At 57.7% G+C, this 25005-nt stretch carries 17 protein-coding genes; 12 read left to right on the top strand and 5 right to left on the bottom strand.

Going from position 1 to position 25005, the window contains the following annotated elements:
• The first annotated feature begins 47 nt into the window (after window positions 1-47).
• Together EE949_RS00435 and EE949_RS00440 are read left to right on the top strand one after the other, a co-directional pair.
• The gene (locus tag EE949_RS00435) at window positions 48-1379 is read left to right on the top strand and encodes an efflux RND transporter periplasmic adaptor subunit (protein ID WP_122661951.1); all 1332 of its coding nucleotides are present in this window, start codon (window positions 48-50) and stop codon (window positions 1377-1379) included.
• Between the two features lie 24 nt (window positions 1380-1403).
• The gene (locus tag EE949_RS00440) at window positions 1404-4547 is read left to right on the top strand and encodes a CusA/CzcA family heavy metal efflux RND transporter (RefSeq protein ID WP_122661953.1); all 3144 of its coding nucleotides are present in this window, start codon (window positions 1404-1406) and stop codon (window positions 4545-4547) included.
• A gap of 357 nt (window positions 4548-4904) precedes the next feature.
• Here EE949_RS00440 and EE949_RS00445 read toward each other — a convergent pair whose 3' ends face one another.
• Entirely contained in the window at window positions 4905-5114 is a 210-nt protein-coding gene (locus EE949_RS00445; RefSeq protein WP_122661955.1) for a hypothetical protein, read from the bottom strand.
• Between the two features lie 259 nt (window positions 5115-5373).
• On the opposite strand from EE949_RS00445, the gene EE949_RS00450 reads away from it, so the two are divergent.
• Entirely contained in the window at window positions 5374-5697 is a 324-nt protein-coding gene (locus EE949_RS00450; protein ID WP_240350649.1) for a DUF2790 domain-containing protein, read from the top strand.
• 65 nt (window positions 5698-5762) lie between these two features.
• Here EE949_RS00450 and EE949_RS00455 read toward each other — a convergent pair whose 3' ends face one another.
• Window positions 5763-6704 (bottom strand): LysR family transcriptional regulator, encoded by a 942-nt coding sequence (locus EE949_RS00455; protein WP_122661959.1) that lies wholly within the window; start codon window positions 6702-6704, stop codon window positions 5763-5765.
• Between the two features lie 158 nt (window positions 6705-6862).
• Here EE949_RS00455 and EE949_RS00460 point away from each other — a divergent pair, with 158 nt between their 5' ends.
• On the top strand, window positions 6863-8188 hold the full coding sequence (locus EE949_RS00460; protein WP_122661961.1) for an MFS transporter: 1326 nt from the start codon (window positions 6863-6865) through the stop codon (window positions 8186-8188).
• 31 nt (window positions 8189-8219) lie between these two features.
• Window positions 8220-9260 carry a histone deacetylase family protein gene (locus tag EE949_RS00465; RefSeq protein WP_122661963.1) on the top strand — a complete coding sequence of 347 codons (1041 nt, stop codon included), beginning with the start codon at window positions 8220-8222 and terminating at the stop codon, window positions 9258-9260.
• Between the two features lie 115 nt (window positions 9261-9375).
• On the opposite strand, the gene EE949_RS00470 is transcribed toward EE949_RS00465, so the two are convergent.
• Complete coding sequence (locus EE949_RS00470) at window positions 9376-10806, bottom strand: mechanosensitive ion channel family protein (protein ID WP_122661965.1); 1431 nt, start codon at window positions 10804-10806, stop codon at window positions 9376-9378.
• 117 nt (window positions 10807-10923) lie between these two features.
• On the opposite strand from EE949_RS00470, the gene EE949_RS00475 reads away from it, so the two are divergent.
• From EE949_RS00475 to EE949_RS29725, 3 genes are all read left to right on the top strand, one after another.
• A complete protein-coding gene (locus EE949_RS00475) occupies window positions 10924-11829 on the top strand; it encodes a LysR family transcriptional regulator (protein WP_122661967.1) in 906 nt (301 codons plus the stop codon).
• Between the two features lie 148 nt (window positions 11830-11977).
• Window positions 11978-12970 carry an MBL fold metallo-hydrolase gene (locus tag EE949_RS00480; RefSeq protein WP_122661969.1) on the top strand — a complete coding sequence of 331 codons (993 nt, stop codon included), beginning with the start codon at window positions 11978-11980 and terminating at the stop codon, window positions 12968-12970.
• Between the two features lie 131 nt (window positions 12971-13101).
• Window positions 13102-13971, top strand: a complete 870-nt coding sequence (locus tag EE949_RS29725; protein ID WP_122661971.1) for an AraC family transcriptional regulator — start codon at window positions 13102-13104, stop codon at window positions 13969-13971.
• 158 nt (window positions 13972-14129) lie between these two features.
• On the opposite strand, the gene EE949_RS00490 is transcribed toward EE949_RS29725, so the two are convergent.
• The gene (locus EE949_RS00490) at window positions 14130-15329 is read right to left on the bottom strand and encodes an MFS transporter (protein ID WP_122661973.1); all 1200 of its coding nucleotides are present in this window, start codon (window positions 15327-15329) and stop codon (window positions 14130-14132) included.
• A 147-nt stretch (window positions 15330-15476) separates the two neighbouring features.
• Window positions 15477-16382, bottom strand: a complete 906-nt coding sequence (locus tag EE949_RS00495; RefSeq protein WP_122661975.1) for a LysR family transcriptional regulator — start codon at window positions 16380-16382, stop codon at window positions 15477-15479.
• Between the two features lie 345 nt (window positions 16383-16727).
• On the opposite strand from EE949_RS00495, the gene EE949_RS00500 reads away from it, so the two are divergent.
• From EE949_RS00500 to EE949_RS00515, 4 genes are all read left to right on the top strand, one after another.
• Window positions 16728-18311 (top strand): ATP-binding protein, encoded by a 1584-nt coding sequence (locus EE949_RS00500; protein ID WP_122661977.1) that lies wholly within the window; start codon window positions 16728-16730, stop codon window positions 18309-18311.
• Window positions 18312-18335: 24 nt separating this feature from the next.
• Window positions 18336-18950 (top strand): response regulator transcription factor, encoded by a 615-nt coding sequence (locus EE949_RS00505; protein WP_122661979.1) that lies wholly within the window; start codon window positions 18336-18338, stop codon window positions 18948-18950.
• A 97-nt stretch (window positions 18951-19047) separates the two neighbouring features.
• On the top strand, window positions 19048-19410 hold the full coding sequence (locus tag EE949_RS00510; protein ID WP_122661981.1) for a response regulator transcription factor: 363 nt from the start codon (window positions 19048-19050) through the stop codon (window positions 19408-19410).
• A gap of 9 nt (window positions 19411-19419) precedes the next feature.
• On the top strand, window positions 19420-24960 hold the full coding sequence (locus EE949_RS00515; RefSeq protein ID WP_122661983.1) for an AAA family ATPase: 5541 nt from the start codon (window positions 19420-19422) through the stop codon (window positions 24958-24960).
• The last annotated feature ends 45 nt before the right edge of the window (window positions 24961-25005 follow it).

The raw sequence follows: 25005 nt of genomic DNA on the forward strand, positions 1-25005 counted from the left end.
TATCGGGCATCGCTGTGTACATCCGTACGTGATCGCCGGGAGCATCCATGGATAACAAACGAAGTATGAACATTGCCCTGGCGGTGGTCGCAATCATCGGTCTTGGCAGTCTGACGTTGGGTAATCAGGGGCTTCCCGTTGCTGCGGAAGCGGCCAAGGACGCAAAGCACGAACACTCGGAAGAACAAGGGCATGCGGACGAGAAGGGGCACGCCGAGAACGACAGCCACAGCGACGGCAAGACTGATGAGAAAGGCCATGCTGACGAAGAGCATGGTGATGAAAGCCATGGCGATGAAGAGCATGGTGAAAAAGGTCACGGTGCTGAAGCGGGCGACTCTCATGAAGAGGAAGGCAAGCTTGAACTCAGCGCTGAACAGATCAAGTCAGCGGGCATAGAACTGGCTGTTGCTGGACCGCGGTCAATGAGTACCTCTGTCACTTTTCCGGGTGAAATTCGCTTTGACGAAGACCGCACTACCCATGTTGTCCCCCGGGTGGGCGGTGTCGTTGAAGAGGTCAAGGTTGACCTCGGTCAGTCGGTGAAAAAAGGCCAGGTGCTGGCCGTAATTGCCAGCCAGCAAATCTCTGATCAGCGCAGCGAGTTGAGCGCAGCCCAGCGCCGTCTAGAGCTTGCCCGCTTGACCATGCAAAGAGAGAAAAAACTCTGGGAAGACAAGATTTCTGCCGAGCAGGATTACCTGTTGGCGCGCCAGGCGTATCAGGAAGCAGACATCAGTTACGCCAACGGACGGCAGAAGCTGAGTGCAATTGGCGCCAGTCTGAAGTCGTCCGCAGGTAATCGATACGAGCTGATTGCCCCGTTTGACTCGGTGGTCGTCGAGAAGCATCTGGCGATAGGCGAGGTGGTTAACGACACCACTTCAGCTTTCACGCTCTCCGACTTATCGCGGGTCTGGGCGACGTTTGGCGTCGCGCCCAAAGACCTGAACAAAGTCGTGGTGGGCCGAGCGGTCACGGTCAGCGCGCCAGACCTCGATGCTCAGGTCGAAGGCCGCATCAGTTATGTGGGAAACCTGCTGGGCGAACAGACCCGGGCGGCTGCGGTGCGCGTGGTTTTAGCCAACCCTGAAGGTGCCTGGCGTCCAGGCCTGTTTGTCTCGATTGATGTGACCGCCGAGAAAGCCAACGCGGCCGTGAGCCTGCCTGAATCAGCCATCCAGTCCGTTGAAGACCAGACCTCGGTGTTTGTGCGCAACGCTGAAGGCTTTGAACTGCGCCCGGTGAAAGTCGGCAGGCGCGACGGCGGGTACGTGGAAATTACTCAAGGCCTGACGACGGGCACACAGGTCGCGGCGGCTGGCAGCTTCATTCTCAAGTCCGAGCTGGGTAAAGGCTCCGCTGAGCACTCCCATTGATAGGCCTCGCACGAGTACAACGTCATGTTTGAACGGTTGATCCAATTCGCAATCGAGCAGCGCATCGTGGTGATGCTTGCCGTGTTGCTCATGGCAGGGCTCGGCATTGCCAGCTATCAGAAACTGCCCATCGATGCTGTGCCTGACATCACCAACGTACAGGTACAGATCAATACCTCGGCGCCCGGTTTTTCGCCGCTGGAGACAGAGCAACGGGTGACCTTCTCGATCGAGACGAGCATGGCAGGCCTGCCGGGTCTGCAGCAGACCCGCTCTCTGTCGCGCTCCGGACTGTCTCAGGTCACGGTGATTTTTGAAGACGGCACTGATCTGTTCTTCGCCCGTCAGTTGGTCGGCGAGCGTCTGCAAATCGCCAAGGATCAGTTGCCCGAGGGTGTTGATGCGGTGATGGGGCCGATCTCCACCGGGCTCGGTGAGATTTTCCTGTGGACGGTGGAGGCTAAAGAGGGCGCTCTGAAGGAAGACGGCACGCCTTACACGCCGACGGATCTGCGGGTGATTCAGGACTGGATCATCAAGCCGCAGCTGCGCAACGTGCCAGGCGTCGCGGAGATCAACACCATTGGCGGCTTTGCCAAGCAGTATCAGATCGCGCCAGATCCGAAAAAGCTGGCCGCCTACAAACTCACGCTGAACGATCTGGTTGCGGCGCTGGAGCGCAACAACGCCAATATCGGCGCAGGTTACATTGAACGCGGCGGCGAGCAGTTATTGATTCGCGCGCCGGGCCAGTTGGGCACGGTGCAGGACATCGCCAACATCGTCATCGCCAACGTTCAGGGCACGCCGATCCGGGTCAGCAGCGTGGCCGATGTAGGTATCGGTCAGGAACTACGCTCCGGCGCCGCGACCGAAAATGGCCGTGAAGTGGTACTCGGTACCGTGTTCATGCTGATCGGCGAAAACAGCCGCACGGTCTCGCAGGCGGTGGCCGCCAAGCTGGCTGATATCAACCGTTCGTTGCCTGAAGGCGTTGAAGCAATCACGGTGTACGACCGCACCAACCTGGTTGAAAAAGCCATTGCCACGGTGAAGAAGAACCTCATCGAAGGGGCCATTCTGGTCATCGTGATTCTGTTTTTGTTTCTCGGTAATATCCGTGCCGCGCTGATCACCGCGATGGTTATTCCGCTGGCCATGCTGTTCACGTTTACGGGTATGTTTACCAACAAAGTCAGCGCCAACCTGATGAGTCTCGGTGCGCTGGACTTTGGCATCATTGTCGACGGTGCGGTCGTTATCGTAGAAAACGCCATCCGCAGGCTCGCTCACGCACAGCAGAAATACGGACGGATGTTGACCCGTTCAGAGCGTTTTCATGAGGTGTTTGCAGCGGCCAAAGAAGCGCGTCGACCGCTGATTTTTGGCCAGTTGATCATCATGGTTGTGTATTTGCCGATCTTCGCCTTGACCGGTGTCGAGGGCAAAATGTTCCACCCGATGGCCTTTACGGTAGTGATTGCGTTGTTGGGCGCGATGATCCTGTCGGTGACTTTTGTACCGGCGGCTATTGCCATGTTCGTTACGGGCAAGGTCAAGGAAGAAGAGGGCGTGGTAATGCGCACCGCGCGTCTGCGTTACGCCCCGGTGTTGAAGTGGGTACTGAGTCACCGCTCGATAGCGTTCTCCTTCGCTGTTGTGTTGATTGTCCTGTCCGGTTTTACCGCGAGCCGCATGGGCAGCGAGTTTATCCCGAGCTTGAGTGAGGGCGACTTTGCGTTGCAGGCGCTTCGGGTGCCTGGCACCAGCCTGACTCAATCGGTGGACATGCAACAGCGTCTTGAAAAAGCCATCGTCGAGAAAATGCCGGAAGTCGAGCGTGTGTTTGCCCGAACAGGTACGGCAGAGATCGCTGCCGACCCGATGCCGCCAAACATCTCCGACAGTTACGTCATGCTCAAGCCGCAAAGCGAGTGGCCAGATCCGGGCAAGTCTCGTGAGGCGTTGATTGCCGAGTTGCAACAGGCTGCTGCGACAGTGCCGGGCAGTAACTATGAGCTGTCACAGCCGATTCAGTTGCGCTTCAACGAACTGGTTTCGGGTGTGCGCAGTGACGTCGCGGTCAAGGTGTTTGGCGATGACATGGCGGTGCTGAACCAGACTGCTGCGAAAATAGCCGCGACCTTGCAGAAAGTGCCGGGTTCGTCCGAGGTCAAAGTCGAACAAACCACTGGTTTACCCGTACTGACGATCAATATTGATCGTGACAAGGCCGCACGTTATGGCCTCAATGTGGGCGATGTTCAGGATGCCATTGCCATCGCGGTAGGCGGGCGGCAGGCGGGCACTCTTTATGAGGGTGATCGTCGCTTTGACATGGTCGTGCGGCTGTCGGAAACGTTGCGAACGGACGTGGCCGGGTTGTCCAGCTTGCTCATCCCGGTGCCCGCGACGGCAAGCAGCGTGAATCAGCAGATCAGTTTCATTTCGCTGTCTCAGGTAGCGAGCCTGGACCTGGTGTTGGGTCCGAACCAGATCAGCCGGGAAAACGGTAAGCGTCTGGTCATCGTCAGTGCCAACGTCCGCGGCCGCGACCTCGGTTCGTTTGTGCAAGAGGCGGGCGAGACCATCGAGCGTAATGTGCAGATCCCGGCAGGCTACTGGACCAATTGGGGCGGCCAGTTCGAACAACTGCAATCCGCCGCCAAGCGCCTGCAGATCGTCGTGCCGGTAGCGTTGCTGATGGTGCTGGCATTGTTGTTCATGATGTTCAACAACCTGAAGGACGGCTTGCTGGTGTTCACTGGTATTCCTTTCGCCTTGACCGGCGGCGTCATGGCGCTCTGGCTGAGGGACATTCCGTTGTCCATCTCGGCGGGGGTTGGCTTTATCGCGTTGTCGGGTGTAGCAGTGCTGAACGGTCTGGTGATGATCTCGTTCATCCGCAATCTGCGCGAGGAGGGGCGGTCACTGGGGGATGCGATTAACGAAGGTGCTTTGACACGCTTGCGACCGGTGCTGATGACCGCATTGGTGGCGTCTCTGGGTTTCATTCCGATGGCGCTGGCGACTGGCACGGGGGCTGAAGTGCAGCGTCCGCTGGCAACGGTTGTGATCGGCGGAATACTCTCGTCGACCGCGCTGACCTTGCTGGTGTTGCCGGCGCTGTACCAGTGGGCGCACCGTCGAGAGGAAGAGCAGACGTAGCGTCAGTGTTGTAAATGAATAGCCCGCGACAGGTGACTGTTGCGGGCTTTTTTATAGCGACTGGCTATCTAGCGGAAACCATTGGACCTTTTAGGAGCTGCCGAAGGCTGTGATTGCGGTCTATCAGAATGAAGGCTTCGCAGCCTTCGGCAGCTCCTACAGAAAATGCATTTTAATTTGCAGGGTTGTGTTGTTTGACAGGAGGAAACGATCTTGCGATGCAAGTGAGTTTTTAAAGGTTTTTAGTTGTCTGGATTAATTGGCAAAAAAAGCGCCCCGAAGGGCGCTAAAGATTCACCTTGACCAAAGGAGCTTGTCAGCTGCTAAAGGTGAATGGAGTGGAGCCGAAGTTGATGTTTAACCTTTTTCAGGTTCATTAACCGGGGTCTGTTTCTCGGCATTTACAAGTCGCGACGACTCGCTGTTGATTTGATCGTTAAATTGCAATGCCTGGGCAATCTTGATTTTTTCAGCGGCTGAGCTGGCACGTTCACTTCCATCGTGGGCCAGTGCTGCGGTAGAGGATAAGGCGACTAGTGTGAGGGCGATTGATCTGATGATGTTCATTGTGAATACCGTGCTGTTTGAGGGCAGTCACTGTGAAGTCTTGACGCCGTTTGCATCACGCTCCTCAGTGTTAGCGCTCAGTATAATTATCGAAATTAACAGGGCGGTGAGTGAATAATGACAATTCTGTCATTAAAGTCGTTCGCCTGATTTCAGCGCTTCTTCAATATTTCCAAATCGTCATTTTTGCGCAACGTCCTTGTTAGTGGCGGGCTGTTAGTTTTTAGTCACCTACTAAACGGAGACACAGAAAATGCGAATGACTAAAACGTTGATGCTTGCCCTCGCAGTGCTTATGCCCGTGACTTCTTATGCCGCTACCGAACATGATCCGGCAACTAACAAAGTGATCAAGGAACACCAGGCGTTCGTCACGAATTATGCGGCCCAGAACAATCAAACAGCACCGAGTGTCGTTCATTATCAATACGGTATGAAGCTGGACGTCGAAAAAGTTATTCGCACGTCTTCAGCTGGCAAAACGTGCGGCGTCAACCCGCAACTGATGACTTACAAGGACTCCAGCGGGAAGTTGAACACGGTCAAGTACCAGGCATTGAATGAGTGCAGAAATAAAAATTGATTGCGGGGGCTTGCACCACATTCGAAGAAAAGCGCGGCGTTGCTCAGCAGGAAGATAAACCTTCTTCACGTGTTCCCCAGCCGCGCTGCCAACCCTTCGATAAACACCGTTTCAGCCCGACTCATGCGCTGTTCACGGTTCCACAGCAGGTGAATGTCGACATCCGCAACACCTTCCAGTGGCGGTACTCGCCACAGTAATCCCTGCTCCACATCATCTGCCACGACATGCTCGGGCAGGCATCCCAGGCCAATCCCCGCGATGACCAACCGGCGAATTTCTTCGAGGCTGGAAGAGGACGCCACAATTCTGCCGCTGAACCCCTGTTGATCGCGAAAAATGGTCAGGGGCGACAGCATTCCGCCGATTTGATCGCTGGTGAAACTGACGAAGTTTTCTGACTGCAAATCGCTCTGGCTCAGGTCGGTGCGACCATACAGAGGATGATTTCGCCCGCAGAAAAACACATAGCGTTGGCGCTGAAACAGGCGTTGCTCAAGCCGCGGTTGTGGGCGTCGATTGAGGCTCAAGCCTACTGTCGCGGTTCTCTCCAGCAAAGCACTGACAATGTCAGAGCTGCGCATCACGTCAACTTCGAGGTCTACGCGGGGATGTTCTCGGTGGAACTCGGTCAGGAAGTTGTCGAAGTTGCTTGAAACGATGCGGCTGATCATCAGTAGACGGACCTTACCGATTACTTCATCACCGGGCATTTGCAAGGTATTGCTCACCTGAGAAACCTGGCCGTAGATCTCACCCGCCAGGGCGAAGATCTTCACCCCGGCTTCGGTCAGATCGAAACGCGGGCCCCGGCGCGCAATGAGCTGGCAGCCGAGTTGTTCTTCCAGCCGCTTGAGGGCCTGGCTCACCGCCGGTTGGGTCAGGTGCATTCTGGCCGCGGCGCGGCTGATGCTCAGTTCCTGGCCAATAACCCGAAAGGTACGCAGCAGGTTCCAGTCAAGCCGGTCGTTGAGCAATGAAGGGATATCGCGGGAGGAGTCTGTCACGAGCGGCCTCAATAATAACTTCGGCTTATAGTTCGAATAACAAATAGAAATTTGACTGATTATGCCTCCCGAGCAAAAAATCCGTCCATAGTCGCCGACAGAGCGCCTCTGAAATACCCCTTTCTCCTGCCAAAAATACTAACCAATGGAGTTGATTCATGAAGCCTCCCGCTTCTGCGCAGCCACGCCGGGCTGCCGCCGCCGCATTCATCGGTACGATGATCGAGTGGTACGACTTTTATATCTATGCCACCGCTGCCGCTCTGGTATTCGGTCAGCTCTTTTTCCCGTCCGAAGACAAACTCTTCAGCACCATGGCGGCCTTCGGGACATTCGCCGTGGGCTTCTTCGCCCGACCGTTGGGCGGCATTGTCTTTGGGCACATTGGCGATCGTATCGGTCGCAAGAAGTCGCTGGTCATCACGCTGGTGATGATGGGCGTCGTGACGGTCTGTATCGGTTTGCTGCCAACGTATGCGCAAATCGGTGCTGCGGCTCCGGTGTTGCTGATCCTGCTGCGCGTGGTGCAAGGCATTGCCGTTGGCGGGGAGTGGGGTGGCGCGGTATTGATGGCGGGCGAACATGCGCCCAAAGGCCGTCGTAACTTCTTCGCGTCGTTTGCACAACTGGGCAGCCCGGCAGGCCTGATTCTTTCGCTGCTGGCGTTTAGCGCCGTGACTCGCTTGCCCGAAGAAGACTTGATGAGCTGGGGCTGGCGTCTGCCATTTCTGGCCAGCGCAGCCTTGCTGATTGTTGGTCTGGCAATTCGTCTGGGCGTTAATGAATCGCCTGAATTCCTCAACGATAAAGAACAGGCACGGCTGGAGGTCGCCAAGTCTGGACGCAAAGCACAGGCACCGGTGTTTGAGGTGCTGAAAACTTCATGGCGTCCTTTGCTGTTGTGCATTGGCGCCAACACGCTGGGCATTGCCGGCGTCTATTTCACCAATACCTTCATGATTGCTTACAGCACCCAGCAGTTGGGCTTGCCGCGTTCACTGATTCTGGAGTGTCTGTTCGTTGTCGCTATCATCCAGTTCTGCATTCAGCCGGTGGCGGCATGGGTTGCGGAAAAAATCGGTGCGACGCGTTTTCTGTGTGGCGTGACGATTTTGGCAATGGCCTCGCCGTATCCCATGTTCATCCTGGTCAGCAGTGGGCAGGCGCCGTTGATCATTCTCGGCATTGCCCTGGCGGTGGTGTGCATGGCGTCGTTCTACGCGGTGATCGCCGGGTACGTCAGCGGCATGTTCGAAACCCGCGTTCGCTACACCGCGATTTCTCTGGCCTATCAGGTGTGCGGTGCATTGGCCGGTGGTTTGACGCCGCTGATCGGCACATGGCTGGCCCATTCCTATCCTGGTCAATGGTGGCCGATGGCGGTGTTCTACAGCTTGATCGCGGGCACTTCACTGATCTGTGTGTTGGCGCTGGCCAAGCGACACGCTACGGCATTCACACTGGAAACAGCGCGCGAAGCCTGACCGGCTCGACCTATTGAATGAGGACCATCCCATGCTCAGCTTCTTTCATCCGGAACAATTGCTGCACTTCCCGAAAAGCTATTACTCCCGCGGGCAAATGCGTACGCCTCAGGAGGTCCCGCAGCGGGCTCAGAATCTTTTGCAGGCCGTCGAAGGGCTGGCGTTTGATATTCGGCAACCTGATGATTTCGGTCTCGATCCGTTACTGGCGGTGCACAGTGCCGCTTACCTGACCTTCCTCAAAGACGCTCACGCAGACTGGAAGCAGATGCCCGAAGATTGGGGCGACGAGGTGATGTCGAACATTTTCGTCCGTGAGCCTAATGCGTTGCGCGGCATACTCGCCAAGGCCGCACGTTATCTGGCGGACGGCAGTTGCCCGGTGGGGGAAAGTACCTGGCGTTCGGCGTATTGGTCAGCCCAGAGCGCTGTCGCTGCTGCCAAGGCAGTGCTTGACGGCGAGCCGGCAGCCTATGCGCTTTGCCGCCCACCAGGGCATCACGCCCGGGCCGAAGCCGCGGGTGGTTTTTGCTACGTCAACAGTGCGGCGGTTGCGGCGCAGGTCCTGCGCGACGGATTTGAGCGGGTTGCGGTGCTGGACACCGACATGCACCACGGTCAGGGCATTCAAGAGATTTTCTACGAGCGCGACGATGTGCTGTATGTGTCCATTCATGGTGATCCAGAGAACTTCTATCCGGGCGTGGCCGGTTTCGAAGACGAGCAGGGCGCGGGCGCTGGAGTCGGTTACAACGTGAACTTCCCCATGCCTCATGGCTCACCCGAATCGGTGTTCATGGACAAACTCGAACAGTCACTGGCCGCCGTCAAATCCTTTGATGCGCAGGTGCTGGTGCTGTCTTTGGGGTTCGATATCTACGAGCTGGACCCGCAAAGCCAGGTGGCCGTGACGCGTGAAGGTTTCGCGAAACTGGGTGAGCGGATTCGCAGCCTGGGCCTGCCATGCGTGATCGTGCAGGAAGGCGGTTACCACCTGGAGACGCTGGTCAGCAACGCCCATGCGTTTTTTGACGGGCCGCAGGTCTGGAAGGATGCTGTGCGCAAGGCCTGAGGATCAGGTTGATACGGTTTCTGTAGGAGCTGCCGGAGGCTGCGAAGCGGTGTGTCAGGGAAATTGCTTCGCAGCCTTCGGCAGCTCCTACAGAGTGCGCAGGGCAATGGACACCTTACCGCTTCTGCAGCCACCCCAGAAAACTGCCTTTCTTGATGGCCGCCGGTTTCTCGGTCAGCAGTGACTGGCTGCTGTGCTGGCGCACGGCCTGGAGTTTTTTCAGGGCGTTTTTGATCTGGCCTTCCAGTTCCATGGTTTCCCGGGCTGTGGTCTTGTCAATGCGGTACACCACGCACGAGGTCAGGGCGGTAAAGCGGGCTTCGGACGGGGTGTCATTCAGAATGCTTTGCTCACCCATCACTTCACTCGGGCCCATGCGTCCGGCTTCGATGAAATTATTACCGTCGGACACCTCGGCAGAGACCACGCCTGTGGCAATCACCAGCAGGCTGTCTGTCACTTCGTCTGCCTCAATGATCACCTGACCCGCAGCGTATTCCCTGGCAACCATGCTTTGTGCCAGATGGTTTTTCTCTTCAGTGTTCAGGGCGCGGAACACTTTCACTTCGTCCAGCAACGTGCGAGCGCGGGAGACCGGTTCGGCGAGCACATCCGATTGCCAGGCAATGCCAGCCGCTTCGAGGTGACGATAGGCAAGGTCGAACAGCAGATTGCGCACTTCGCTTTTCTTGTCCAGGTCCTTGATGAACCCGGTGACGGTGTATTCGATGGTCGTCGGGCTGGCTTCCTTGACCACGGCGCGGGCCTTGGGGAAGGGCAGCAGCGCGCTACTGCCTTGCAGCGCACGGTCCAGCGCATCCAGCACGCGACGAGGGCGAATGTGTGGCGAGACCATGATGTTGATCGACACCCCGAACATATCTTTGGGGCGGCTGAGATTGACGATTTTGGCTTTGGCGGCGACCGAGTTGGGGATCACTGCCGTGCTGCCTGTGCCGGTCAGCAGGTGAGTGGCACGCCAGTCGATATCAACGACCTTGCCTTCAACCCCGTCGATGCTGATCGAATCATCGACCTGATAGGGCTTGGTGGTGTTGAGGATGATCCCGGAGAAGACGTCGCTGAGGGTGCTTTGCAGCGCCAGACCGACCACGATTGCCATCGCCCCGGATGTTGCCAGCAGACCTTTGACGGGCAACTGCATCACGTAACCTGCCGCAGCAACAATGGCGATCAGGAAGATCACCGCGCCAATCACTTCCTGCAGCAAGCGGCCGCTATGACCGATACGGCGCATCAGCAGAACGCCGATGATTTCGGTCAGCGTCCGCGCCGCCAGAATCCACCAGACGATTTCCAGTGCGGTGGCGGCCAGATGGCGAGCGCTGTCGTCCTCCCACGGAGCACTGTCCAGTGGGCTCAGCCCCGCGCTGATAATCACCACGCTGTACACCAGAAACAACGCAAGCCGCACTGCAACCCGCTGCAGGCGGTATTGATAGGGCACCAGATTCCAGCTGGCCAGATCAAGCAGGACCAGCAGCATGCTGCAGATCAACGGGTAGCTTTGAATAAATGCGGGCATGGTCTGATCCTGTGGAAAGAAAGGACGGCGAGGTAAATGCAGTGAGCGCAGATTAAGCGGGTGCATCGAGCTGATAAAGCTGGTAGAAAGCGTCTGACTGTCAACCGGTGAGCGACAATGAACCCGTTCGAAGATATGCGCATTTTCACCCAGGTGATGGAGTCCGGCAGTTTTACGGCGGCTGCGGACCAACTGGGGCTGTCCAAACAATTCATCAGTCGCCGCCTGATGCAGCTCGAAGAGCGGCTTGGCGTGCGCTTGCTCAACCGTTCGACGCGTCGGCTGGACGTCACGCCGCTGGGGCAGGCGTATTACGAATCGGCGTTGCGTCTGGTCGCTGATCTTGAGCAGGCGGAGCAGAGCATAGCCGGACAGAACACTCAGCCGCGAGGCACCATTCGCCTGACTGCGCCGCTGTCGTTTGCCATTGAGCATCTGGGCCCATTACTGCCGGTATTCCTGCAGCGCTATCCTGAGGTGTCGGTGGAAGTTGACCTGAGTGATCGCTCCGTGGACTTGCTCGGGGAAGGCTACGATCTGGCGCTGCGCATCGGGGTACTGGAGGACTCAACGCTGATTGCCCGCCACATTGCCACGATCGAAAGGGTGTTCTGTTGCAGCCCTGACTACCTGGAACGACGCGGTGCGCCTGCCGAACCCGAAGAACTCAAAGACCACGATTGCCTGCCTTATGGCCACAGCCGCCAGGTGCAGTGGCGCTTCGAACGTAACGGTAAACCGCTGATTGTCAGCCTCTGCGGGCGTATGCGGGCCAATAACGGCGAACTGCTGCGCGATGCTGCCATTGGCGGGCTGGGTATCACTTATCTGCCGCTGTTCATTGTCGGTTCGGCGTTGAAGTCCGGGCATCTGGTTCGCGTGCTCAATGAGTTCCGCACACCGCCTCTGGCCTTGTCTGCGGTGTATCCGCAGCATCGCCAGGCCGCGCGGCCGGTGCAGGCGCTGATTGAATTCCTCAAGGAAACGCTGGCCCAGTGTCCATCGCTTGTGTCGCCTGACTGAACAAGCACAACGGTGCAATTCAAGACACATCAAGCCCGCCATGATCCGGGCTACAGGTAGGGGCTGCCGTAGGACCGGCTTTAGCCGAGAGTGCTTTCTCGCATTTACCGCAGCTTCTACACAAGGATATTCGTCTTGAGGAACGCCCATGCCCCTGTCCATTTCACCGATGTTGCGCGGCCTGAGTCTGGGTCTGATGCTGTTTTCCGGTATTGCCAGCGCTGAGGTTCCGGCTCAGCAGAAAACCCAGGTACCGGGTTATCAGCGTCTGGCGGTCGGCGATTACGAAGTCACCGCGTTGTTTGATGGTTACAACGATTTGTCCCCTGATTTGCTCAAGGGCCTGAGTCCCGGTCAGATCCGCGCGTTGCTGGCGCGCCGGGCGATCGAGACGCCGGGTGTGCAGACTGCATTCAATGCTTTCCTGATCAATACTGGCAAACACCTGATCCTCGTCGACACTGGCGCGGGTGCCTGTATCGGTGAGACTGCCGGTTTTCTTTCGGCAAATATCAAGGCATCCGGCTATAACCCGGCCGATGTGGACACCATCCTGCTGACGCACCTGCACCTTGATCATGTCTGCGGGCTGGTGGACGCTCAGAAGAAGCCGATCTTCGCCAATGCCACGGTGTACGCCGCCAAGCCTGAAGCTGATTACTGGCTGGACCCGACGGCGATCAGCCGGGCACCCGAGAAGGCGCGGGAGTTTTTCAGAATTGCTCAGGAATCGATCGCGCCATACCTCGTGTCGGGTCGTTTCAAGACCTTCACACCGGGTGACTCGCCAGTGCCTGAAGTTAAAACCGCGCTGGAAGCAGGTCACACACCGGGCAGTACGACGTACCTGTTTAGCTCGCAAGGCCAAAGCATCGTGTTCATGGGCGACCTTGTCCATGACCTCGCCGTGCAGTTTGATCACCCGGAAGTTTCGATCAGCTTTGATGTGAATGCCAAGGAGGCGATTGCCAGTCGCGATCAGGTGTTCAGCATGGTGGCCAAGCAGAAAATCTGGGCCGCGGCTGCACACCTGCCGTTCCCGGGTATCGGTCACATCAATGCAGTGGACAAACATTTCGAATGGGTACCGGTGGAATACGGGCCTTATCAACGCGCTGCCAAGGTGCCGTTGCTGAAATAAACATCCCGCGTTACCTGCTGCGTCCGGAATCTGACCGAGCTGTTCAAGCCTCGAGTCGGTTCCGGATTTTTTTTGCTTTGCCAATAGGGTAGGGTGACCGAGTCCATCCGCCATGAGCCGAAGGAGTCATTTTGAGCGCCCCTGCGATTGCCCATTTGCATAGCGAAAAGTTCTCCGCCACGCGGGTGGTGGACGCGCGCCCGGATCCTGAGAAGATCATCGACATTCCCTGCCTTGATGCCTTTTCAATCATTGTCCAGCTTGAGGATTTTGCCGAGCATCGGCTATGGCGAGGCCGGCGTCTGAGTTATGCCGGAGGGTACAGCCAGGGCAGCGTTTCCTTGCCGTTCATGGGGGATGAACTGCGCTGCCAGCACCGGGCGTCTTATGACAATCTGCGCTTCAATATTGCGCGGCAGACCTTTGATGATTATCAGCGGGAAAATGGTGGCCGGTTAATCAGCGGGTTTCGCTATGAACAAGGTGGTCAGGACCCGGTGCTGTACCACCTGGCTCAGGCGATGTTGCCGGCGCTGCGCGATCCTGCCGCTGCCAACCAGTTGTTTATCGATCACATACTGTTGGCAATGTGCGCGCATTCCATCACTCGATATGGACGTATTGCCTCGACTGCCGGCAAGTTCACTACCACGCTGACGCCGCTTCAGGAACGCCTGGCCAAAGAAATGATTGCCAGCAACCTGGGGAGCGATCTGTCTGTCGAGCGAATTGCCCAGGAGTGCTCGCTGAGTCGCAGCCACTTTTCCCGAGCCTTCAAACAGGCCACAGGCGTGGCACCGCACACCTGGTTGTTGCAGATGCGTGTGGAGAAGGCCAAAGAGTTGCTGATGGCGAATCCTGTGCTGTCACTGGTCAACATTGCTCAGGCGTGTGGCTTCTCGGACCAGCCGCACCTGACCCGCGTATTTACCCGCCTGGTGGGGGTAACGCCCAGTGTGTGGCGCAGCCATCAACGTGGTGCGGTGATTGTGTTGGATTGAAGGGGGATGAGCAGGCAAGTAATGCTCCATGCATGAGGTCGCATTTACTGTTGGAGCGAGGCTTGCCCGCGAGCCAGGCGACGCGGCAGGTCTGGAAGGCTGCGTCATCTGGTTCGCGGGCAAGCCTCGCTCCAACAGGAGAGGGTATTCCCCGGACATCAATCTTTCCGGCGGCCAGCCACCACAAACACAACAAGCGCCACCAGCGGCAAGCCTGCACCCAGTAGTACAACACCATGCCAGCCGTTCTGTTCGTACAAGCTGCTCGCCAGGGCCGAGCCGATAGCTCCGCCGACGAAAATGCTGGTCATGTACAAGGCGTTCAAACGACCACGGCTGGCCGGGTCAAGGGCGTACACCGCGCGTTGCCCCAGCACCATGTTCATTTGCACCGCGAAGTCGAGTAATACTCCGGTAATGGCCAGGCCAATCACGCTGTAGCCCGGCTGGCTCAGCCCAATCAAAAAAGCGACAGGCGCGAGGCTCATGGCGATCAAGGATGCACGTCGGGTGTGACCGGCATCGGCCAGACGCCCGGCTACAGGGGCTGCAATGGCACCAATGGCACCCACGAGTGCAAACAGGGCGATCTGGGTTTGCGACAGGCCGAACGTACGCGACAGCTCAATCGGCACGGCTGTCCAGAACAGACTGAACGCAGCAAACAGCAGGCCTTGGTACAGCGCCCGGTGACGCAACACCGAGTGGGTGCGCAGTAACGTCAGCAGCGAAACCAGCAGTTGCCCGTAAGAGGCTTTGTGATCCGGCGTACGTTTGGGAATGGTCAGGGCCAGCACCATAATGATCGCCAGCATGACCACCGACGCGGTCATGAACACTGCGCGCCAGCCGAAATGGTCGGCGATCAGGCTGGACAGCGGTCGCGCCAGCAGAATGCCCAGTAGCAGACCGCCCATGATATTGCCGACCACTTGCCCGCGGGTTTCTTCGGGGGCCAGATGCGCCGCTAGCGGCACTAGCATTTGCACGGATACCGAACTGAAGCCGATCAACAGGGAAATCATCAGAAACCCGTTGGCGTGCTCGCTGAATGCGGCGGCCAACAGGCTGGCAGTTGCCACGACTGCGGTGCCGATCATCAGCTTGCGGTTTTCCAGCAGGTCTGCCAGAGGTACCAGGAACAGCAGGCCAAGGGCGTAGCCGATCTGGGTCAGCGATACGATCAGGCTGGCGCTGTGTGCTGACAGACCCACGTCGGGGGCAATCAGCTCAACGATGGGCTGGGCGTAGTAAATGTTCGCAACAATGGCGCCGCAGCAAAAAGCGAAAAGCAGCACGAGGCCGCGAGTCAGGGTGTGCTGTGGCGTTTGAGCGGGTGACGCTGCTGAGAGATTCATATGGGTTGGCTCATGTTCGGTCTGGATGGGGTCAGTCCGTAGCGACTGGCTAACGGCTTGGTATGGCTGCAACTTTAAGGGAGCCACGGGCTGAGCAGAATCGGTGGCTTGCGCAACACAGCGTTGCGCAAAAGGCACCGCCGGTGTTCATTGCGTCGTACCAAGGACTTCGCTGAGAAAGTTGATGAAGGTGTTCACCCGCCTGGAGCCACGATGATTGGGTAAATACAACGCGTTGATGGCTGAGTGCGCCCGGTCCGGGGTGATTTCATAGGCGCTGAGTACGCGGGTCAGTGTGCCTTGCTCTACGTCTGCGCTCACCAGCCAGTCGGCGAGTAAGGCCACCCCTGCGCCTGCCAGAGCCGCCTTGCGCAGTACATCGGCATTAGTGCTTTTCAGGCGACCCTTGACCTCGACCTGCCGGGCTTCGTCGCCACGCAAGAAGGTCCAGACCTGCCGGTGCGCGGCGTAGCTGAAGCGCATGCAGTCGTGCTCAAGCAGGTCGTCAGGTTTGACGGGGTGGCCGCGTGCAGCCAGATATTCCGGGCTCGCGACCACCCAGCGGCTGAACTCGCCGATCTTGCGGCACACCAGCTCATCGGTGGGGGCCGCTGCGCCCAGACGAATCGCCACGTCATAACGCCCGCCCAGCAGGTCGTCCAGGTCATCGCTGAGGTTGAAGTCCAGTTCCAGGTGCGGATGGCGGGCCAGAAAACGCCCCAGATGCGGCGCTATAAGACGTCGTCCGAACTCGACCGGCACGCAGACTCGTAATTGACCCACCGGCTCGTCGCCGCGATCCATGATCTGTGCGTCGGCATCGGCTACATCCTCAAGGATTTTGCGGGCTTTCTGGTAATAACGGGCGCCAGCTTCGGTCAGGGTGACCTGACGCGTCGAGCGATTGAGCAGCACGGCGCCGAGCTCCGCCTCCAGTGCATCGACCATTCGGGTGACCGAAGAGGTCGCGAGGTCCAGCTTGCGCGCCGCAGCGGAAAAGCCCTTGGCGTCTACGGCTTCGACGAACATTTTCAGTGCTGACAACTTGTCCATCAACGCTCCAGCGAAAATCGGCAGCCAGGTAATAGTAAGGACTTTATCGCGGTCTTGATAAGGGCACAGACGTACAAGTTCTCAGGTCTGCTCAATTGTTACATTTTATAGCGGATGGCTACTATGATAGTGCTTCATCTGCAAGTTCAACCCATACACTTGTATGATTGTGCTTAGTCGCAACTAAAGTTTATTGATTTAGTCTGGTTCCTATCCTTATAGATAGTATCGGTAGAATGATTTAGCTGCTTACATACGCTGAGCCGCCAGTGATAAATCCCCGTTGATCGCGATTGATCCCTGCGCCGGATACTTACTGACACCCGACGGACAGCGTGAATAAAAATGATCAGTCTCGGTCAAGCCAGCGTCTCTCTTGAATTAAGAGAAGTGTTCAGAAACGGCGTACCGCTGCGGGTAGGCACTCGTGCGTTCGATATTCTGGAACTGTTGATCTCCTGTCCGGGCCGACTGGTCAGCAAGGACGAGATTCTTCAGCGGGTCTGGCCAGACACCGTGGTTGAAGAAAATAACCTGCAGGTGCACGTGTCAGCGTTGCGCAAAGCCTTGGGTGAAGACCGCGATCTGATCCGGACCATTCCCGGCCGTGGTTACATGCTGGTAGGGGGGGAGGATGATTCTGCGCTTGCATCCGCAACTGATCATACGGATGCACCCTGCGGCAACGGCTTCGGCGGCGCGATGCTGCGTAAAATTGATTTGCCCCATAACGTCGCGTTGATCGGCCGCGAACAGGCCCTGGAAGAAGTCTGCGAGGCGTTGCTGGTTGATCCGTTGGTGAGCCTGGTAGGTTCGGGAGGGATCGGCAAGACGTCACTGGCGGTAGCGGTGGCTCACCACTTGTCCCTGACTGAAAGCCTGCACGTCTGTTTCGTACCGCTGGCGCAGGTGGTCAGCCCTGAGCGTATCGTCGAGTCGCTGGCCTTTGCGCTGGACCTGTTGGTGTTACCTGGCCAGGCGCTGATCGAATCGATTGTCGAGTGCCTGGATCAGCAGAACCGGCTGGTCATTCTGGATAATTGCGAGCATCTGATCGAAGCGGTTGCAGCGGTCAGTGAGCACTTGCTGAGCAGTTGCCCATCGTTGCGTATTCTGGTCACCAGTCGTGAGCCGCTGCGTATTGGCGGCGAGCGCACGCTTAACGTGAGCCCCCTGGACGTCCCGGAGCAGGGCGCTGGTCGGGAAGCCATCTTGCAAAGCAGTTCGGCACAATTGTTCATGACTCGCCTGCGCGCGCTGGACTCCTTTTTCCCTGCAGAACACCTTCAAACGCTGGACGAGCAGAGTGTTGACTTGATCGCGCAGGCTTGCCGTCAAATGGACGGTATCCCCCTGGCACTGGAAATGGCTGCTGCCAGGGCGGCCACTCTGGGGTTGTTCGAGTTGGTGCAAAGTCTGCAGCATAGCCCGCATTTATTGTCCGGTGGTCTGCGCAGTGCCCCGGATCGGCATCAGTCACTGGTGGCATCCATGGAGTGGAGCTATCGTTTGCTCAATCCGGATGAGTGTGCGGTGCTGGAGCGTCTGGGGCAGCTGGAGGGGCGCTTTACCCTTGCGCAGGCGTGCGAAATGGCGCAGACCTCAACGTTGCCAAAAGGGCGAGTGATGGACTGCATCGTTAGCCTGGCGCAGAAGTCTCTGCTGCTGGTAGTGGCTGAAGGGCCTTACCGGTTTTACCGGTTGTTACGTGCCACCCGTAGCTGGCTCAAGGAAGCAGTCGGCAAGCGGTCGGGCGATAATGGTTCACAGCAGGGCATCTGGCATGGTACTGAAAGGCTGGACGACGCTGCACGGTTGCCGAGCCCCGTATCGATACCATCGGTTGCAACCTGGCGGGCACCAGGCAGCCAGCACGATTCTGACTACTTTCATCTCAATCACCAAAGAATTCTGGCGACAAGCCAATAGCATCAAGTTTCGGAAAATCTGTATATGAGCGCTACACCCAAGGTTTATGTCGTTGACGATGAGTGCACGATTCGCACGTCGTTGGCTCGCCTGCTGAATTCTGCTGACATCAATGCCGAGTGTTTTGCCAGCGCCCAGGAGTTTCTCCAGCAACGTTTCGAAGATCAGCCGACGTGCCTGCTACTGGATGTCAACCTGGCGGCTTCCAGCGGTTTTGATGTGCAAGAGGAACTGCTGCGTCGAGGCCATCGTTTTCCGATTATTTTCATGACCGGTTTTGGCACCATTCCGATGTCGGTAAAGGCCATCAAGGCGGGGGCGCACGAGTTCCTGACCAAGCCTTTCGAGCCGGACCATCTGCTGATGGTCGTGCGCCAGGCTCTTGAGCATGATGAAGGCGAACTGGTCAGTCGCCTGCATGTCGAAAGCGTCAGGCGCCGGTTCGATACCCTGACGCCACGTGAGCGGGAAGTGATGACGCTGCTGGTCACCGGCAAAATGAATAAACAGATTGCCAGTGATCTGGGCACCAGTGAAATCACTGTAAAAGTTCATAAGCGGCACATTATGACGAAGATGAAAGCGCGCACCTTGATTGACCTGGTCAAGATGCACGAACAATTAAGTCTGGTGAGCTGATTGATAACAGCACAATTATACATAGAGTCAATCACGCTTTTGAGCGGCGTGGCGTAGTCTCTGTTTCTATTACTTTTACTGTCATGAAGTTCAGCTTATGATCCTCATCTGCGTTGTTGATGACGACGCGTCCGTGCGAAATGGTCTTGGTAATCTTCTCAAGTCTTTGGGTTATGCCTCCGTGGGCTTTGCGTCGGGAGAAGAGTTTCTCGCTTCTTCGGCAAGTGATGAGGCGGATTGCGTATTACTCGATTTGATGATGAAAGGCATGCAAGGGCTGGAGGTACTTCAGCAACTGAAGGCCGCGGGCAAACCTGTCGCGGTGTTCTGCATGTCAGCCCAGGACGATGAAGGAACCATCCGGCGGACACTCGAAGCCGGTGCTTTGGGGTTTTTGCGCAAGCCTTTTTCCGAGGAGGCGTTGCTCGATTCGATAAAGCTGGCATTTGAACTCCAGTAAAGGTTCTTTATGAGTAGCATCCGGGCAGCGCTGGGTTCTAGCATTCAGGCACACGCCGACCCTCAGGCCGAAGGCTATACGCCTCAGTGGCTGGCGCTTTTGTCCTGGGACTTGCTCTTTGTTGACGGCGAGATTGATCGTTATCGCGTCCATGTGCAGGGCTGCTACCGCCAGTGGCTGATTTTTCGCTCCTCGGCGCGCCAGGTGGAGAGCAGTCGGCGACGCATCGAGCGCGAGTATTCCCTGGGGGCCCGGCTTGCGCCGCAATGGGCGCTGGTCCCGCAAGCTGTTGTGCATACCGCCGAAGGTCCGCTGCTGGTATGTGATGACCCTGGCGGTCAGGCATTTCATGAACTCGCTGACGGTAGAATCTCCATTGATCGCTTTCTGCGCCTGGCACTGGGTGCAGCCCGGGCCGTTGGGCAGGCTCATGGCAGCGGCCTGCTGCACAGAGATATCAAACCGAGCAATCTGATCCAGGGCGCCGATGGCATCGTGCGGCTGACGGGGTTTGGTGTCAGTACCGAGGTCCAGTCCGGCACTCCTGCTGCTGTCGACGATGCTATCTGCGGAACGCTGGCGTACATGTCTCCCGAGCAGGCAGGACGTGTCGGGCAGCAGGCTGATCAGCGCGGCGATCTTTATGCATTGGGCATGACGCTCTATGAACTGCTGACCGGCAGATTGCCCTTTGAGGCCAGTGATGCTGTTGAGTGGGTGTATTGCCACGTGGCTCGTCAGCCGCCGTCCCCTCGGCAATTTCGCGACTCGATTCCTGTGCCGCTGTGTCAGGTGATTGTGCAATTGATTGCCAAGAGTCCCGCGGATCGCTATCAAACGGCGTGTAGCCTTGAAGCTGACTTGCGCAAATGCCTGACGCAGTGGAGCGAGTTCCAGCACATCGCTGCGTTTGAACCTGCCGGCAAGGATTGCCGACAGGGCAGTGAATCACAGGTCTTGCTGACGCGGCCTGTTGAGCACCAGGCGCTGCACGCGGCGTTTAGCCGGGTGGCCGAGTCGGGGCTGTGTGAACTGGTACTGCTGTCAGGCCAAACCGGCGCGGGTAAATCCACGCTGGTTCGTCAGTTGCATCAGGACCTTGCCTTGAGCCGAGTGCTGTTTGCGTCCGGGAAATTTGACCAGACAGCCCACAATAGCCCATACGCTTCGCTGGCTCAGGCGTTGCGCTCGTTGATCATGCGCGTGTTGGGTGAAACCCCGGAAGAGTTGCAGCTGTGGCGTGACAAGCTTGCGCTGGCGGTTGCCGGTCATGGTCGCCTGATTGCAAATCTGGTACCCGAGATAGAGTTCATTCTCGGCCCGCAGGCGCCGGGGCCGGATTTGCCCGCCAATGAAACCAGGCATTTGTTCCATTACGTGCTGCAGCGTTTTCTGAACAGTTTCGCCAGCCCCGAGCGGCCGTTGGTGCTGTTCTTTGATGACCTGCAATGGCTTGACGACGCAACCCTGTCCTTCATCTCGTCGTTCAGTACCGGGCAATACCGAAACATTCTTTTGATACTTGCCTGCCGTGACGGCCAGGCCGATGACTGCGCGATGTTAGGCGACTTCATCAGGCTGTTGCGCCGGGCTCCTGCGAGGCTCACCGAGATCCAGGTGGGAGCACTGGATCTGGATGCAGTTGCGCAGTGGGTTGGTTTGACCCTGGGGGCCGAGGCTGTGCTGATAAAGCCGTTGGCGGTGCTTGTTCACGAAAAAACCGGCGGTAATCCATTTTTTGTCGGTCAGTTGTTACGCACCTTGCTGGAGGAACGACTGATCCGTTTTGACCCTCGGGCCAGCCAGTGGCGATGGGATGAGGAGCGTATTCGTGGTCATCGACATGCCGAGAACGTCATCGATCTGATGGTGATCCGGATTGCCCGTCTTCCCTCGCAAACCCGGCGTGTGCTTGGCCAGATGGCGTGCGTGGGGGCAAGCGTCGACTTACGGACCCTGGCCCGCATAAGCCATGCGGATGAACCATTTCTGCGCGCCCATCTGACCCCCGCCATAGAGGCCGGGCTGGTGGTCGAGGACCATCAGGGATTCGCGTTCTACCATGACCGCGTGCAGGAGTCGGCGTATGAGCTGACGCCTTTGGCTGCCAGATCGTCTGAGCATGCACGGATTGCCCGTCTGTTGATCGCCGACCTTGAGGGGCGAGGGCGTGCAGATCAGATATTCCGCATTACCGGCCACTTGCAGCGCATACAGCTTGAGCCAGTCGACGACACCGAGCGGCGTCTGTTCTGTGCGTTGTTGGTACAGGCCGCGCAACAGGCCATGGAGTCTGCGGCGATTCACTCTGCGTTGGGTTATCTGGTGACCGCCAGATCATTGATCATCGATTGTCGCTGGCAGGACGATGCCGAGCTGAGTCGCGAGCTGGGCATGGTGCACGCCCAGTGTCTGATTCTGGATGGGCAGTTCGAGCGGGCGAGCCAGGTTATAGACGAGTTGCTCTCTCAGGTTCAGTCTCATGTGCCTCGCGCAGAGGTGTACGGACTCAAAGTCGAATTGCAGATGCTGACGTGCAGTTATCAGGACGCGGCGAAGACCGCGGGTGAAGGCCTGCGCATGTTTGGCATCCATATCCCCGTGCAGATCGATGATCGGGAAGTCGAGCAGCGCTATCGCTTTTTGCTGGACGTGCTGGGCAACCGGCAGATCAGCGCGCTGGCTGATTTGCCTGAGATGCGCAACGTGTCCTATGAGGCCGCCATGGGCCTGATGGCGAGCATGATCGCCCCGGCTTCGTTTATCGACGATGACCTGTTGTTTGTTCTGACGTGCGAGATGGTCCTGTTGTCCCTCGAGTATGGCGTCTGTCCGGCTGCGACCCATGGTCTTGGGTGGTTTGGCGTGGCACTGGCTCACCAGTATGGAGCTTATGAAGACGCCGCGGCCTATGCGCAGTTGGCGCGGACACTGGTGTTGCGTCACGGCTATGCCAGCTCCGAAAGCGCAACGCTGGTTGCCCTGGATCAGGTCTGCGTCTGGACCCAGCCGCTGGAGCATGCGCTGGGCTACTCCCGATCAGCGTTTGCCAGCAGTTACAACGCGGGCAACCTGACCATGAGTTGCTATGCCTCGGTGCATGTCGTGTCAAACCTGCTGGTAATGGGCGAGTACCTCGAAAGAATCGAGGAGGAAATCGAGAGCGGGCTGGACTTCGCACGGCGCGTGCGTTTTCGCGATGTGGAAGATGCGTTGATGACCTTCGCCGGTTTCATCCGGTCGTTGCGTCAGGGCCACCCCTTGGGCGCTGACGGGGTGATCGGGGCGCGCGACAGCGCGATGACACCCGTAGCATTCTGGGGATGGTTGTTTGCAGGTATCTGCAAATATATCTATCGCGATTTCGTCGGCTCGGCGCAGTGTCTGGAAAAGGCCTGTGGCCTTGCGTGGTCGACGCCTGCACATATTCACCTGTTCGATCTGCATTTTTTCAGCGTGTTGAATATGGCTGCCGGGTGCCGTAACGGGGCGGGCGCCGAGGGAGTGCTCGACCGCATGGCACCGCACCTGGAAAAACTGGAGCAGTGGGCGGCCCTCAACCCGCAGAACTTCAAGGACAAGGCCTTGTTGGTTCGAGCAGAAAAGGCCCGTGTGCAGGGCGATGATCTTGCGGCAATGACGCTCTATGAAGAGGCGATCACCGCCGCCGCCAACGGCGGCTTCGTCCATGTGCAGGCGCTGGCCCATGAGTTGGCAGGCGAATTTCATCATGTTCGCGGGCTGTACACCTCTGCACGCAGTCATTACCGCAATGCGCGCGACTGCTATCACCGCTGGGGGGCGTCGGGCAAAGTGGCGGGTCTCGAAGCGCGCGGTGGCATTCTTCGTGCGCAGGCATCTTTGTCGCGGCCCTCGATCAGTATTTCCGTGGGGCAGGAGTCACTGGATCTGGTCTCGGTCATGAAGGCGTCTCAGGCGTTGTCCGGCGAGATCGTTCTGGACCGGCTGATCGGTATCCTGCTGACCCACACGGTTGTTCATGCAGGGGCGCAGCAGGCACGGCTGCTACTTGTCGAAGATGATGCACCGCAGGTCAGGGCTACCGGCAAGTTAAACGATTCGGGCATCGATATTGATTTGTCGGTGATGCGGCCTTCTGGCCGGGATCTACCGCTGTCGATGCTTTATACGGTCATGCGTACCGGACAATTGACTGTGATGGATAACGCCATGCAGCCGCATGCCTTCAGTGAAGACGAGTACTTCCGGGATCGCCTCATACGTTCCGTGCTGTGCCTGCCACTGGTCAAGCAGGGCGAGGTGGTGGGTGTGCTGTACTTGGAAAACAACCTGGCGCCGGGTGTCTTCACTGCCAGCCGTACCGCTGTGCTTGAGTTGCTCGCCGGACAGGCCGCTATCTCGCTGGAAAATGCTCGTTTGTATGCTGAACTGCTGGAAGAAAACAGTCGGCGCAAAGAGATTGAAGCTGCACTGCGAACCAGCAAGGCGACTCTGGCATTGGGTCAGCGTATCAGTCAGTCGGGCAGCTTTCGCTGGGATCCAATCATCGATGAGGCGCAATGGTCCGACGAATTGTTTGCGGTCTGGGGGTTGCCGGTGACTGCCATTGCGCCTTCACTGCCCGAACTGAAACCGATGATTCACGCCGAGGACCTGCAAGCCTTCTCATTGATGTTGTCTCGGGCATTGCGCAGTTCCAGTGCGTTTGAGCACACGTTCCGTATTGTCAGGCCGGATGGCGCGGTTCGTCACATTGAATTGCTCGGAGAGCCCGACGGAGATCAGTTTTTTGTCGGCGTGGTCAGCGACGTTACCGATCGCAAGCATATTGAGACCGCGCTGCGTACTGCCCGGGCGGAATTGGGCAGGGTGTCTCAGGCGACGACCATGGGTGAATTGGCGGCGTCGATTGCTCATGAAATCAATCAGCCGCTGGCGTCTATTGTTTCAAATGCCAGCGCCAGCGTGCGCTGGTTGAGTCGGGACGTGCCGGTAGTAGAAGAGGCGCTGGCCGGGCTGGGTGACATCGTCAGTGATGGCAAACGGGCCGCCGATATCGTCCGTGCGTTGCAGTCGCTGGCCAGGCAAGCACCGCTCAATCGTAAGCCGTTGTACATCAACGAAGTAATTCGACAAGTCGTATTGCTGACTGCCAGTGAGATCGAGCAGCGTCAGGTTTTGCTTTACAAGGCGGTCAGTGAACCTCAGCTGCAGGTGGAAGGGGATGCCGTGCAGTTGCAGCAAGTGATCCTGAATCTGATCATGAATGCTGTGGATGCTATGAGCGATCTCCATGACAGGCCGCGTCGACTGGCGATCAGCTGCGATACCGTGGCCGGTGAATACGTTGTGGTGAGTGTCGAGGACAATGGCTTCGGGATTGATCCGGAGCACCTTGAGCGGGTGTTCGATGCGTTTTTCACCACCAAGGAAAAAGGCATGGGCATGGGGCTGGCGATCTGCAGGTCAATCATCGACGCCCATGGCGGGATGCTGCGAGCGTTTTCCGGGCGGTCGAGCGGGGCGGTGTTTGTGTTTACCTTGCCGGTGGTGAGGCAAGGGCAATGAGACCTGGGCGCCTGCATCATCGGAATGCCGCCCAGGCCTGGCACC

Origin of the sequence: Pseudomonas viridiflava (assembly GCF_900602065.1) — a bacterium.
Lineage (GTDB): Bacteria > Pseudomonadota > Gammaproteobacteria > Pseudomonadales > Pseudomonadaceae > Aquipseudomonas.